Here is a 14,816-nt window from a genome sequence, read left to right on the forward strand (position 1 = left end):
GCCCGGCCGCCGGTCACTCCCGGGCGTCCGGGGCGATCACCCGCTCGATCACCGCCGCCAGCTCGCCGACCAGGGGCGGCTTCACCACCCCGAAGTGGTCGCCCGCCATCCGGTGCACGGTCACCCCGCCGGCCGCCAGCTCCCGCCAGCGCGCCAGGTAGTCGGCGAACTCGGTGCCGTAGGCCACCTCGTGGCGCCCCTGGGCGAGTTCGTCGCTGGCGATCAGGTGCAGCCCCCCGGCGTACCGGCGGTGGCGGTAGGTGAGGCACATCTCCATGACCTCGCGCCAGATCCGGGCGGACGGCAGCCACACCTCGCCGGCCCCGTGCTCGGGCAGCACGATGCCGGTCTCCGGGTCGACGTCGTCGACGATGTGGTCGAGCAGTTCCAGGGTCTCGCGCCGCAGCTCCGAGGTGTCCTGCTCCGGCGGGGCGGCGGCGAGTGCCTCCAGCTTCTCGACACAGCTCTCGATCAGCCGGAACTCCCGCCACAGCTGCGGGCTGTCGTGGCTGTCCAGACCGGGGTCGAGCAGCAGCAGGACGACCTCCTCGCCCTCGGCGGTCAGCCGGTGCGCCAGCTCGCTGGCGATGCCGCTGCCGCCGCACCAGCCGAACAGCCGGTACGGCCCGTGCGGCACGGCGGCCCGCAGTTCGGCGAGGTAGCGCTCGGCCATCCGCTCCGTCGAGGGCGCCGGCCCGGTGGCGGCCTGCAGACCCGGCCAGGCGAAGGCGAGGACCGGCTGGTCGGGGTCGAGGTGCTCGACCAGCGGCCGGTACCAGTGGGCGCTGCCCCCGCCGGGGTGGACGCAGACCAGGACCGGCCGGCTGCCGGTGCGCCGCAGCCACAGCAGCGCCTGCGAGCCGTCCCCGCCGGCCGCGGCGGCCAGCCCGGCCACCGTGTGGTGCTCGGTGAAGGACCGCACGGTCAGCTCGACGCCGTGCCGCTCCCGCAGCAGGGCGGTGATCCGCAGGATCGCCAGCGAGTGCCCGCCGAGGGCGTAGAAGTCGTCGTGGACCCCGACCTCCGGCAGGCCCAGCACCTCGGCCCAGACCTCCGCGACGGCCCGCTCGGTCGGGGTGCGCGGAGCGACGGACCCCTCGGCCGCGACGGCGCCGGAGGGCTCCGGCAGCGCGGCCCGGTCGAGCTTGCCGTTGGCGGTGAGCGGCAGGGCGTCGAGGACCACCCAGGCCGAGGGGACCAGGAAGTCCGGGACCCGCTGCCGCAGCAGGGCGCGCAGCGCGACGGGGTCGAGGCCGCCGGCGGCGTCGGTCGCGTCGGGATCCGGGACGAGGTAGCCGACCAGGTTCCGGTTCCCGTCCGCTCCCGGCCGGGCGGCGGCCGCCACCGCCCGGACCCCCGGGAGCTCGCCGAGGGCGGCCTCCACCTCGCCGAGTTCGACGCGGTGCCCGCGGATCTTCACCTGGTGGTCGCGGCGGCCGATGAAGTGCAGGGTGCCGTCGGGGTCGCGCCGCACGAGGTCCCCGGTGCGGTACATCCGCGCCCCGGGCCGGGCCCCGGTCGGGTCGGGGACGAAGGCCTCGGCCGTCAGGTCCGGCCGGCCCAGGTAGCCCCGGGCGAGACCGGGGCCGCCGAGCAGCAGTTCGCCGACCACCCCGAAGGGCACCGGGTTCAGCTCCTCGTCGACCACGGCGGCGACGGTGTCGGTGATCGGCCTGCCGATCGGCAGCGCGCGTTCGGCGTCGGCCGCGGTCAGGCCGGGCCGGACGGTGCTGAAGGTGGTGCACTCGGTGGGCCCGTAGACGTTGCCCACCGGCGCGCCGTGGGCGAGGGCGGTGCGGACGTGGGAGGGCGAGAGGGCGTCGCCGCCGGTGAGCAGGTTGCGCAGGCCGGCGAGCGCCTCGGGCCGGGTCTCGACCACGTGGTTGAAGAGGCCGGTGGTCAGGAACAGGCTGGTCACCCCGTGCCGCCGCAGCACCTCGGCCAGTCCGTCCGCGTCGGTGGCGCCGGGCGGGCTGAGGGCGAGGCGGGCGCCGTTGCACAGCGCTCCCCAGACCTCGAAGGTCGAGGCGTCGAACGCGAGCGGGGCGTGCTGCAGCAGCACCTCGTCCGGGCCGAGCTCGGCGTAGTCGGCGTCGTGGACCAGCCGCACCACTGCCCGGTGGGTGATCTGGACCCCCTTCGGCCGTCCGGTCGAACCGGAGGTGTAGGTGGTGTACGCGAGGTGGTCGGGGCAGAGCGGCACCTCGGGCCGGCCCTCCGGCTGGCCGTCCAGCGCCGTCCACTCCGGGTCCAGTACGACCGTCCGCAGGCCCGGGCGGTCGGCGAAGCGGCCGGCGTGGCGGGCGGTGGTGGCCAGCACGGTGGTTCCGGCGTCGGTCAGGACGAATGCGATGCGGGCGTCCGGGTACGCCGGGTCCAGGCAGAGGTAGTACCCGCCGGCCTTCAGGACGCCGAGCATCGTGACGACGGCCTCGATGCCGCGCTCCAGGCAGACCGCGACCGGGACGTCCGGTCCGACGCCGAGCGAGCGCAGCAGGTGGGCGAGACGGTCGGACCGCTCCTGGAGCTCACGGTAGGTCAGCTGCCGCTCGCCGTCCTCCAGGGCGACGGCTCCGGGGTCGGAGCGCTCGTCGATCAGCCGGGGCACGGTCACCTCGGGCAGCGGCCGGGCGGTCCGGGGCTCGGCGGTCGGCCGCTCCAGGGCGGGGGCCCGGAAGGTCCGGGGGTCGCCCTCCGGGTCCGTCACCATCGCGGTGAGCACGCCGAGGAAGGCCTCGGCGGCGGCCGCCAGCCGGTCCCGGCCCAGCCAGCCCGGGCGGCAGGTCATCCGCAGCTCGCCGGGGAAGGTCCAGACGTCGAAGGTGAACTCGTTCGGGCTGTCGTCGGTCACGTCGCCGATGCCCTCGGCGTGGTCGTCCAGCACGTGGAAGTCGAGGTAGCCGAAGACGACCTCGACCAGCGGGGAGCCGTCGCCGAAGGACTGCTGCATGGCGGGCAGCGGGTAGCGGCGGTGCGGCCACAGCGCCAGCTCCTCCGCGAAGACCGAGCCGACCAGCTCCCGCCAGCTCGCGGCCCGCAGGTCGACGGCGAACGGCACGGTGTTGAGGTACATGCCGCGCACCTGGTCGCCGTCGGCCAGTTCGGGCCGGCCGTTGGTCACCGCCCCGGCGAAGAAGCGGCGCTGGCCGCTGAGCAGTCCGAGCACCGTGAGGTGCGCGGTGTACAGCACGCTCTTGAGGGAGGCCCCGGACGCGGCGGCCAGGCGGCGCAGGTCGGGCTCCAGGTGCGCCCAGGACAGCCGCACCTCGGTGGCGGGCAGCGCCGCCTCCTCGGGCGCGGTGTCGGCGGGCAGCCGGAGCCGTTCGAAGCCGGTGATCCGCCGGCGCCAGAACTCGGCGTCCTGCGCGGACCGCAGCGCCCGGCGCTCCAGCGCGATGAAGTCGGCGTAGCGCGCCTCGGGCGCGGTGGCCGGCGGGATGCCCGGGTCGTCGCGCAGGTCCCGGTAGGAGGCCCGCAGTTCGGCGATGACCGAGTGGTGGCTCCAGCCGTCCAGGATGGCGTGGCACTCCACGTGGGTGAGCAGCCACTCCCGGTCGCCGGTGCGGTGGACGTGGTAGCGCAGCAGGGGGGCCCGCTTCACGTCGAAGGGCGTGCGCTGGGCCTCGGCGCGGAACCGCCGGACCTCCTCCCGCTGCTGTTCGGGGGTCAGGTCGCGCAGGTCGTGCACGGTGACGGGCGCCTCGACGGCGTCGGCCGGGTGCACCAGTTGGAGCGGTTCGGAGTAACCGGAGAGGTCGAAGGAGGTGCGCAGGATCTCGTGGCGGGCGACCACCCGCCGCACCGCCTCCCGGAGGGCCGGCTCGGAGAACGGGCCGTCGTCGACGACCTGGAAGGTGCTGACGTTCTGGTAGGTGTTGCGCTCGGGGTCGGCCAGCATCTCGAAGACCATGCCGACCTGGACCCGGCCCATCGGGTAGGCGTCGACCAGGCCCTCCGGCAGCTGTTCGCGGTCGGCGTCGGCGAGCAGCTCGAACGGCCGGACGAGGGTGTCCCGGGGCTCCCGGTCCTCCTCCCCGGCGCGCGCGGCCACCGCCTCGGCGAGGTCGGCCACGGTCTGCCGGGTGAAGACGTCCTGCACCTCCAGGGGGACGCCCCGGGCGCGCAGGGCGCCGACCGCCCGGATGGCGCGCATGGAGTCGCCGCCGAGCTGGAAGAAGCCGTCCAGGACGCCCACCCGGTCCAGGCCCAGGGCGCCGGCGAACGCCTCGGCGAGGGTCCGTTCCAGGGCGTCCCGGGGTGCGACGTACTCCCCGGCGAGCGCGGAGCGGCTGCCGTCGGGGGCGGGCAGGGCCCGGCGGTCGGTCTTGCCGCTGGGGGTGAGCGGCAGGGCGTCGTGCAGCAGCCAGTGGGCCGGGTGCAGGGCGGCGGGCAGCCGGTCGTGCAGGTGCTCGCGCACCGCGGCCGGGGCGACCGTGCGCGGGGCGAGGTGGGCGACCAGCCGGCCGTCGTGGACGGTGACGGCCGCCGCGGCCACGCCCGGCGCGGAGGCCAGGGCCGCCTCGATCTCGCCGGGCTCGACCCGCTGGCCGCGGATCTTCACCTGGTCGTCGAGCCGGCCGAGGTACTCGATCGCGCCGTCGGGCCGCAGCCGGGCGAGGTCGCCGGTGCGGTAGAGCCGCTCGCCGGGCGCGGTGGCGAACGGGGACGGGACGAAGCGCTCCGCGGTCAGACCCGGCCTGCCCAGGTAGCCGCGGGCCAACTGCACGCCGCCGAGCAGCAGTTCGCCGGCCACGCCGATCGGGACCGGCCGCAGCCCGGCGTCCACCACGTAGGTGCGGGTGTTGGCGATCGGCCGGCCGATGGTGACCGGCTCGCCCGGCAGGCAGCGCAGGGCGGTGACGTCCACCGCGGCCTCGGTCGGGCCGTACAGGTTGTGCAGCTCGCAGCCGATCCGCCGGTGCACCGCCTCGGCGAGCTCGCTCGGCAGGGCCTCGCCGCTGCAGACCATCCGGCGCAGGTCGGGCAGGTCGGGCAGGTCCGCGGCGAGGAACTCGCGCAGCATGGACGGCACGAAGTGCACGGTGGTCACCCGCTCCGCGGCGACCAGTTCGGCGAGGTGGGCCGGGTCCCGGTGGCCGCCGGGTTTGGCGAGCACCATGGTCGCCCCGGTGGCCAGCGGCCAGAACAGCTCCCACACCGAGACGTCGAAGCTGGTCGGCGTCTTGTGCAGGACCCGGTCGTCGGGGCCCAGCCGGTAGGCCTCCTGCATCCAGTGCAGCCGGTTGACGATCGCCCGGTGCTCCACCACGACGCCCTTGGGGCGGCCGGTGGAGCCGGAGGTGTAGATGACGTACGCCGGGTGGGCCGGCCCGGCGAGCGGGGCGGGGTCCTCGGCGGGAAGGCCGGACACGTCCTCGGCGACGTCGACCAGGACCGCGTCGCCGTCGGCTCTCGGAGTCCCGGCCGGGTGGCCGGCGTGGCCGATCATCACCCGGGCGCCCGAGTCGGCCAGCATGAAGGCCAGCCGCTCGGCCGGGTAGTCCGGGTCGAGCGGCAGGTAGGCGCCGCCCGCCTTGAGCACGGCGAGCAGCGCCACCACCAGCTCGGCGCCGCGGTGCAGCCGCACCCCGACCACGGACTCCGGGCCCACGCCGAGGGCGCGCAGCCGGTGCGCCAGCCGGTTGGCCCGGGTGTTCAGCTCCGCGTAGGACACGGTGACGCCCTGGTCGCGCAGGGCGGGGGCGTCCGGGGCGCGGTGGGCCCGGCCCTCGACCAGGGCGGTGAGGGTCCCGGTGGGGTAGTCGCGGGCGGTGTCGTTCCAGGTCTCCAGCAGCAGGGTGCGCTCGGCCGCGGGCAGCACCTCCAGGGCGTCGACGGGCAGCTCCGGCGCGGCGACGGCGCTCGCCAGCAGCTCGGCCAGCTGGGCGGCGAAGCGTTCGACGGTGGCGCGGTCGAACAGGGCGGAGGCGTAGGTGATCCCGCCGGCCAGCGAGCCGTCCGGCTGCTCGGTGAGGCCCAGGGTGAGGTCCACCTTGGCGCTGCTCTCGCCGACCGGCAGGCGGCCGACGGTCAGTCCGCCGGCCGGCACGTCGGCGGCGGTCGACGCGTCCTCCCACAGCAGCATCGTGGTGAACAGCGGGTTGCGGGACGGGTCGCGCTCCGGGACCAGCTCGTCCACCAGCAGCTCGAACGGGAGCTCCTGGTGGGCGTAGGCGTCCATCGCGCCCTCGCGCACCCGGCGCAGCAGCCCGGTGAAGGACGGGGCACCGGACAGGTCCGTCCGCAGGACCAGGGTGTTGAGGAACAGGCCCACCACGGACTGGAGTTCGGTGCGGTCCCGGCCGGCCACCGGGGTGCCGACGGCCACGTCCCGCTGCCCGCTCCAACGGCCGAGCAGCACGGCGTAGGCGGCCTGCAGGGCCATGAACGGGGTGGCGCCGTGCTCCCGGGCCAGCGCGGAGAGCCTGCCGGCGACGTCCGCCGGGACGGCCACCGGCACCTGGGCGCCGGCCGGGTCCCAGACCGGCGGCCGGGGCCGGTCGGTGGGCAGCTCCAGGGGGGCGAGACCGGCCAGCCGCTCGCGCCAGAAGGCCAGGTGCCGTTCGGACGGCTCGGCGGCGAGCCGCTCGCGCTGCCAGACGGCGTAGTCCGCGTACTGGAGGGGCGCGACTTCCGCGGTCGCCTCCGGGGCGCCGGTGGAGGCCGCGGCGTAGCGGGCGGTGAACTCGGCGACCAGCAGGTCCTCCGACCGGCCGTCGGCCGCGATGTGGTGGAAGGTCAGCAGCAGGGCGTGCTCGTCCTCGCCGAGCCGGGCCAGGGCGGCGCGCAGCACCGGCCCGGTGGCGAGGTCGACCGGGCGGCGCTCGGAGCTGGTCAGGGCGTCGATCCGGGCCTCGGCGGCGGTGCGGTCCAGCCCGCTCAGGTCCAGCTCGTCGAGCTCCACCGGGGCCGGGTCGTCGACCAGCTGGACGGGTTCGTCGCCGATCACCGGGTAGCGGGTGCGCAGCACCTCGTGCCGGGCCGGCAGGGCGTCCAGCGCGGTGTGCAGGGCCCGGCGGTCCAGGGGGCCGCGCAGGCGCAGGGCGGCGGTCATCAGGTACTCGGTGCCGCCGGGCCGCATCCGGTCCAGGATCCAGAGCCGGCGCTGGGCGGAGGAGAGCGGCAGGGCGCCGGTGCGGGGGGCCCGGCCGATGGCGTCGGCCGGGCGGGGCACGGCCCCGCCCTCCAGCCGGCGGCGCAGCAGCTCGGCGCGCCGGGCGGCGCGGTCAACGGACTCGCTCACAGAACACCCTTCCGGGACAGGAGGTCCTCGATCTCGTCATCGGTCAGCCGGTCGATGTCGGCCTCGACGGCCTCCTCCACCGCCTCGGCCAGGGCGGCCACCGTGGTGGCCTCGAACAGTCGGCGCAGCGGCAGGTCGACCGCGAAGGCCTCCCGCAGGGCGGCGAGCACCCGGGTGGCGAGCAGGGAGTGGCCGCCGAGGGCGAAGAAGTCGTCCTGGGCGCCGACCCCGGGCAGGCCGAGGACCTCGGACCAGATGGCCGCGAGGGCCTCCTGCACCGGGCCTTCCGGGGGCAGGTGGTCGGCCGTCCGCTCGGCGCCGGCCGGGGCGGGGTCCGGCAGGGCCCTGCGGTCGACCTTGCCGCTGGAGGTCATCGGGAACTCCGCCAGCGGGGTCCAGCGCGCGGGGATCATGTACTCGGGCAGCAGGTCGCGCAGGTGGGCGCGCAGGTCGGCGACCGGCGGGACCTCCGCGCCGGGCCGGGCGACCAGGTAGGCGACCAGCTGCCGCTCGCCGGGCGCGGTGGGCGCCGCGACGACCACGGCCTCCCGCACCGCGGGGTGCCGGGCCAGCGCCGCCTCGATCTCGCCGAGCTCGATCCGCAGGCCGCGCAGCTTGACCTGGCGGTCGATCCGGCCGAGGAACTCGATGGCACCGTCCGGGCGGCGCCGGACCAGGTCGCCGGTGCGGTAGAGCCGCTGCCCCGGCGCGGTGGCGAGCGGGTCGGGGACGAAGCGGTCGGCGGTCAGGCCGGGCCGGCGGTGGTAGCCGCGGGCCAGGCGCACCCCGCCCAGGCAGAGTTCACCGGGCACCCCGACCGGGACGGGCCGCAGGTCGGCGTCCAGGACGTGGGCCCGGGTGCCGGCCACCGGCCGTCCGATCGGCAGCGCGGCGGAGGCCTGCCGGCCGGCTTCCTCGGCCGCGTCCACCGGGTGGAGCAGGCAGGTGACGGTGGCCTCGGTGGGCCCGTAGTTGCACAGGAAGCGGCCGGGCAGGCCGGTGTCGGCCCAGCGGCGGGCGTCGTCGACGGTGACGACGTCGCTGCCGACGTTCATCAGCTTGAGCGCGGTCAGCCGGCCGAGGTCGGGGGAGTCCAGGACGGCCCGGTAGTAGGCGGGGGTGATCTCGAGGACCGTCACGCCGTACTCGGCGAGCCGGGCGGGCAGTTCGGTCGGCGTCCAGAAGACCGGGTCGCCGACCACGATGGTGGCGCCGGCGACCAGGGTGGCCGCGATCTGGTCCATCGCGACGTCGAAGGTGAGCGCGGAGAGCAGGACGACCCGCTCGCCCGGGGCGATGCCGTAGGCGTCGGCGATCACCCGGCAGTGGTGGGCGTAGGAGCGGTGCTCGATCATCACGCCCTTGGGGCGGCCGGTCGAGCCCGAGGTGTAGATGACGTAGGCGAGGTTGCCGGGCCCGGCCAGCGGCACCGGGTCGGTGTCGGCGCCGGCGGCCGGGTCCGCGTCCGGGCCGGTGGCGTGAGCCGGCTCGGTCCGCCCGCCGTCCGGCCCGGGCTTGTCGTCGACCAGGACGGTCCGGTGCCGGCCGTCGGCCGTGCGGTCGGCGAACTCGGTGGTGGTGACCACCAGGTCGGCGCCGGCGTCGTCGAGCATGAAGGCCAGCCGCTCGGCCGGGTGCCGGGGATCGAGGGGGACGTACACGCCGCCCGCCTTGAGCACGGCCACCAGGGTGACCACGGCGGCCACGCTGCGCTCCAGGCAGGAGGCGACCACCGTCTCCGGCCCGACGCCGAGCCGGCGCAGCCGGTGCGCGAGGCGGTTGGCCCGGGCGTTCAGCTCGGCGTAGTCGATCCGCTCCTGCCCGGCGATCAGCGCGACGGCCCCGGGGGTGCGGCGGGCCGCGCGCTCGATCAGCTGCGGCACGCACAGCCCGTGGTCCTCGGCCGGGTCGAGGACGGCGGTGCGGTGCCCGTCCGGGTCCGGCCACCGTTCGAGCAGCTGGTGGCGCTCCTGCGCGGTGAGCAGTCCGAGGTCGCCGATCCGGGCGTCGGGGGCGGCGGCGACGGCGTGCAGCAGGGTCAGGTAGTGCCCGGCGAGGCGGTCCATGGTGGCCCGGTCGAACAGGGCGGTGGCGTACTCGAACCAGACCCGCAGCAGGCCGTCCTCGTGCTGGGTGACCGTCACCGTGAGGTCGAACTTGGCGACGGAGGGCCCGGCGTCGATCCACTCGGCCGCGGCCCCGCCGAGGGCGGTGGGCAGGTCGTCGGCGTGCTGGAGCTCGAACATCACCTGGAACAGCGGGTTGCGGGAGAGGTCGCGGTCCGGCCGCAGGGCGTCGACCAGGTGCTCGAACGGCACGTCCTGGTGGGCGAGCGCGTCGGCGGACGCCCGGTGGACCTGCTGCAGGAGGTCGGTGAACCGCGGATCGCCGGCCAGGTCGGTGCGGATCACCAGGGTGTTGGTGAAGAAGCCGACCAGGTCCTCGGTCTCGGGCCTGGTCCGCCCGGCGACGGGGGTGCCGACCGCGACGTCCTCCCGCCCGGTGTGGCGGCCCAGGAGCAGCTGGAAGGCGGTCAGCAGCAGGACGAACGGCGTCACCCCGCTGCGGCGGGCCAGCTCGGTCAGCTCGCGGCCGAGCCCGGCCGGCACGGTGGTGTCGAAGGTGGCGCCCCGGGTGTCCCGGACGGTGGCCCGCAGCCGGTCGGTGGGCAGTTCGACGGGCACCAGGCCCGCCAGCCGCTCCCGCCAGTGGTCGAGCTGTCCGGCGAGCTCGCCGGCGTCCTCCCGCTCGCGCTGCCAGACCGCGAAGTCCGCGTAGTGCACCGGCTGCGCGGCCAACGGCGACGGCCCGCCCGCCGCGAGCGCGCGGTAGGCCCGGTCGAGGTCGGCGAGCAGCAGACCGGTCGACCAGCCGTCGCAGACGATGTGGTGCAGGGTCAGGGCCAGCAGGTGGTCGTCGGGGGCGATGCGCACGACGGTGACGCGCACCGGCCACTCGGCCGCCAGGTCGAACGGGCGGCTGCCGGCCTTGGCCGCCAGCTCGTGCGCCTGCGCCTCGGCGTCGGGGGTGGCGGCGAGGTCGACCAGCCAGAACGGCACCGGGCCCGGCGGGTCGATCACCTGGCGGGGGTCGCCGTCGTTGGGCAGGTAGTGGGTGCGCAGCACCTCGTGCCGGGCGGCGACGGCATCCACCGCGCCGCGCAGCGCGTCGACGTCCAGCGGGCCGCGCAGCCGCACGGCGAGCGGGACGAGGTACTCGTCGCTGCCGGGCTCCAACTGGTCGAGGAACCAGAGCCGTTGCTGGCCGAAGGAGAGCGGCAGCCCGCCGGTGCGCGGCACCGGCCGGATGGCGGGCCCGGCGTCGGCGGCGGTGGCGCCGGCCGCGTCGACCCGGGCGGCCAGCGCGGCGACGGTGCGGGCGCCGAACAGGTCGCCGACGGTCAGGTCGACGCCGAGCGCCCGGCGCAGCCGCAGTACCATCCGGATCGCCACCAGCGAGTGGCCGCCGAGGGCGAAGAAGTCGTCCTCGGCGCCGACCCGGTCCACCTCCAGCACCTCGGCCATCGCCTCGGCGACGGCCCGCTCGGTGGCGGTGCGCGGGGCGGTCCAGGGGCGGCCCGCGTCGCGCTGCCGGCCCTCGCGCGAGGGCAGCAGCTTGCGGTCGACCTTGCCGCTGGGGGTGAGCGGCAGTTCGTCCAGTTCCAGGACGGCGGAGGGCACCATGGCCTCCGGCAGCCGGGCGGCCAGGTGGGCGCGCAGCTCCTCGGCGGTGGCGGCCGCGCCGGGGGCGGGCACCACGTAGGCGGTCAGCTCCAGGTCCCCGGCGGCCGACCGGTGGGCGGCCACCGCGGCGGCCCGGACGGCCGGGTGCAGGGCGAGCGCCGCCTCGATCTCCCCGGGCTCGATCCGCACGCCGCGGACCTTGACCTGCTCGTCCAGCCGGGCCAGGAACTCCAACGCGCCGTCCGCCCGGCGGCGGACCAGGTCCCCGGTGCGGTACCAGCGCTCGCCGGGGGTCAGCGGGTACGGGTTGGGCGCGAAGCGCTCCGCGGTCAGGCCGGGCCGGCCGAGGTAGCCGCGGGCCAGCCCGACGCCGGCCACGCACAGCTCGCCGGGCACGCCGACCGGTACCAGCCGGTCCTGGGCGTCGACGACGTGGACCCGGGCCCCGGTGAGCGGGTGGCCGATCGGGACGATGCCGTCCCGCTGGGAGCCGTCGTGCGGCCAGGCGGTGGAGTCGATGGCGCACTCGGTCGGGCCGTAGGTGTTGACCACCCGGACGTCGAGCAGGGCGCGCAGCCGCTCGCAGAGGTCGGCGGGCAGCGGCTCCCCGGCGGAGCAGACCACGCGCAGCGCGGTGCAGTCGGCCAGGCCGGGCTCGGCGAGCAGCAGCCGCAGCACCGAGGGGACGAGCTGCAGCACGGTGACGCCGTGTTCGGCGGCGGCCCGGGCCATCACGGCCGGGTCGCGGTGGGCGTCGGCCGGGGCCGTCACCACGGTCGCGCCGCTCACCAGCGGGGAGAGGAACTCCCAGACGGCGGCGTCGAAGCCGATCGTGGTCTTCTGCAGCAGCCGCTCGCCGGGGCCGAGGTCCAGGTGCTCGACCGACCAGAGCACCCGGTTGCGGATGGCCGCGTGCGGCACGACCACGCCCTTGGGGCGGCCGGTCGAGCCGGAGGTGTACATCACGTACGCGGCGCCCGCGGGGTCGACGGGCACGGGTGCCGCGAGGGTTTGCGCGGGCTCGGACCCGTCGCCGTCCAGCAGCACCAGCCGGGGCCCGTCGGGCAGCCGGTCGCGCAGCGACTCCTCGGTGAGCACCAGGCCGACCCCGGCGTCCTCGACCAGGTAGGCGAGCCGGTCGGCGGGGTGGTCGGGGGCGAGCGGCACGTACACCCCGCCCGCGGTGAGCACCGCGAGCAGCGCGGTGACCAGGTCGGCGCCCCGGTGCAGGGCGACCCCGACCGGGGCCTCCGGGGTGACCCCGAGCCCGCGCAGCCGGTGGGCCAGCCGCCTGGTCCGGTCGGCGAGTTCGGCGTACGTCAGCTCCAGCGGGCCGGCCACCACGGCCACCGCGTCCGGGGCGGCCTCCGCCCGGGCGAGGAAGAGCTCGGGCAGGGACGGGCCCGACCACAGCCGGTCGAGGTCGGCCTCGGTGCGGTTCCAGGCCCGGAGCGCCCGGGACTCGTCTTCGGTGAGCAGCTCCAGCCGCTGCACGGGGGTGTCCGGGTGCTCGGCCAGTTCGGTCAGCAGCCGCAGCAGGTGGCCGGCCATCCGCTCGATCCGGTCGGCGTCGAACAGGGCGGTGGGGTAGAAGAGGCGCCCGCTGAGCGAGCCGTCCGCCTCCTCGGAGAGGTGCAGCGAGAGGTCGAAGGGGGAGGTGGTGACGGTCGCCGGGACGAGGTCGACGTCCAGGCCGGCGAGCCGGAACGGCTGGGCGTCGGTGGTGTGCAGGGCGAAGGCGGCCTGGAAGACCGGGTTGCGGGACTGGTCGCGCTCGGGGGCGAGGTCCGCCACCACCCGGTCGAAGGGCACGTCCTGGTGGTCGTAGGCGTCCAGGACGCCCTCCCGGACCCGGCCGAGCAGCTGGTGGAAGCTCGGCGAGCCGGACAGGTCGGTGCGCAGCACCACGGTGTTGAGGAACATGCCGAGCAGCTGTTCCAGCTCAGGCTGGTCGCGGCGGGAGACCGACACCCCGACGGCCACGTCCTCGCGGCCCGCGTGCCGGGCCAGCAGCAGCTGGTAGGCGGCCAGGTACACCATGAACGGGGTGGCGCCGTGGTCGCGGCCGAGCTCGGTGAGCCGGGCGGCGCACTCGGCGGGCACGGTGAAGGTGACGTCGGCGCCGGCCGCGTCCCACCGCGCCGGCCGGTGCCGGTCGGCGGGCAGGTCCAGCGGCTCCAGCCCGGCCAGCCGCTCCCGCCAGTAGCCGCGGCGGCGCTCCATCCGCTCGGCGTCGGCGTCCCAGCGCTCCCGCTCCCACTCGGCGTAGTCCGCGTACTGCAGGGCCGGCGGCTCCAGCGGGGACGGCTCGCCGGCCCGGAACGCGCCGTACAGGGCGTCGAGTTCACGGGCGAGCAGGACCCAGGAGCCGGCGTCGAAGGCGATGTGGTGGACGGTCACCAGCAGGGCCGCGTCGGCTTCGCCGAGCCGCACGAGGGTCAGCCGCCAGGGCGCCGCGGCGCGCAGGTCGATCGGGGTCCGCCGTTCGGCGACGCTCAGCTCCCGCAGCCGGTCCCGCTGGTCGGCCGCCGACAGGCCGGTCAGGTCCACCCGGCGGGGCTCGACCGGGGACGGGTCGTCGACGAGCTGGGAGCCGGCGCCGTCCACCGCGGCGTACCGGGTGCGCAGGATCTCGTGCCGGGCCGCGACCTCGGTCAGCGCGGCCGTCAGCGCGGCCTCGTCCAGCGGGCCGCGCAGCCGGATCGTCTCGTGCAGCAGGTACTCGGTCGAGGCGCCCGAGCGCAGCTGGTCGACGAACCACAGCTGCTCCTGGGCGAAGGAGAGCGGGGGGCCGGTCTCATCGGGTGCCATCGGACGCCTCCCCGGGCGAGTCGGTACGGGCGGCGCGGGCCTGGGCGGCGTCGGCCGCGGACCAGGGCTCGGCCATGGCCACGGCGATCCGCCGCGGTCCGGTGAAGGGCTCGCGGCCGTGCGCCGCCAGCATGTTGTCGACCACCAGCACGTCGTCGAGCTGCCAGTCGAAGCGGCGCTGCTCCGCGCGGTAGCAGTCCCGCAGGTGGGCGACCACCTCGTCGGGCACCGGTGCGCCGTCGCCGTAGTAGGTGTTGGTGGGCAGGTCGGCCTCGCCGTACATCTCCCGCAGGCCGTCGCAGACCTCCGGCCCCAGCGTGGTGACGTGGAAGAAGGCGAGGTGGTTGAACCAGACCCGCTCACCGGTCTCCGGGTGCCGGTGCACGGCCTCCCGCCGGGCCCGGGTCCGCAGGCCGGTCGCGGTCCACTCGGCGGTCATGCCGTTGCGGACGCAGTACCGTTCCACCTCGGCCCGGTCCTCGGTGCCGAAGGCCTGCTGCCAGGCCACCCCGAAGCCCTCGGTGAAGTTGCGCACCACCATCCAGCCGCGGGCCGCGAACTCCTCGCGCACCGCCGGGTCGATCGCGGCGTACACCCGGCGGACGTCGGCGAGCGGGGTCGAGCCGAGCGTCTCCGGCGGCCGCACGCAGTGGAAGAACAGCGTCCTGGGCCAGGCGGCCTGGTAGGAGTTCTCGTTGTGGAGGAAGATCTCCTCGGCCGGCGGGTAGTCGGTGGAGGTGTACACCCGGCCCTTGATGGTGCTGCGGGGCGAGGAGCGCTCGGTGTAGGCCAGGGGCTCGCCGGACACCGCGGCGACCACGCCGGCGAACCCGTCGACCCCGCCGACGTCGAAACCGCGCAGCAGGACCGCGCCGTGCTCCAGGAGCCGCCGGCGGAGGAGAGGACGGGCGGCGGGCAGGTACTCGGCCACGGGGGTACCCGGCGCGTCCGCCGACAGGACGAAGGGAAGGGCGGACTCCACGGCACGCTCTCCCGAGGGGTCCGCGGTCACGGACAGGGGTGACGGGTTCGCAGTCATGCGTCTCAGCCTCTCGGGCCGGACCGGGTGCGGCGAGAGA

At 76.2% G+C, this 14,816-nt stretch carries 3 protein-coding genes; all 3 read right to left on the bottom strand.

Annotation, left to right across the window (positions count from 1 at the left end; genetic code table 11):
* Positions 1-13 precede the first annotated feature (13 nt).
* From ACFY0X_RS01520 to ACFY0X_RS01530, 3 genes are read right to left on the bottom strand one after another with little or no spacing between them, the layout of a single operon-like run.
* Entirely contained in the window at positions 14-7,243 is a 7,230-nt protein-coding gene (locus tag ACFY0X_RS01520; protein WP_387747575.1) for an amino acid adenylation domain-containing protein, read from the bottom strand.
* Positions 7,240-13,737: an amino acid adenylation domain-containing protein gene (locus ACFY0X_RS01525; RefSeq protein ID WP_387747577.1), complete on the bottom strand. Its 6,498-nt coding sequence runs from the start codon at positions 13,735-13,737 to the stop codon at positions 7,240-7,242. Before ACFY0X_RS01525 ends, ACFY0X_RS01520 begins: the two co-directional genes overlap by 4 nt.
* On the bottom strand, positions 13,724-14,719 hold the full coding sequence (locus tag ACFY0X_RS01530; protein WP_387747579.1) for a TauD/TfdA family dioxygenase: 996 nt from the start codon (positions 14,717-14,719) through the stop codon (positions 13,724-13,726). The genes ACFY0X_RS01525 and ACFY0X_RS01530 overlap by 14 nt, the downstream gene beginning before the upstream one ends.
* Positions 14,720-14,816 lie beyond the last annotated feature (97 nt).

The organism is Kitasatospora sp. NPDC001547 (assembly GCF_042894165.1).
Lineage (GTDB): Bacteria > Actinomycetota > Actinomycetes > Streptomycetales > Streptomycetaceae > Kitasatospora.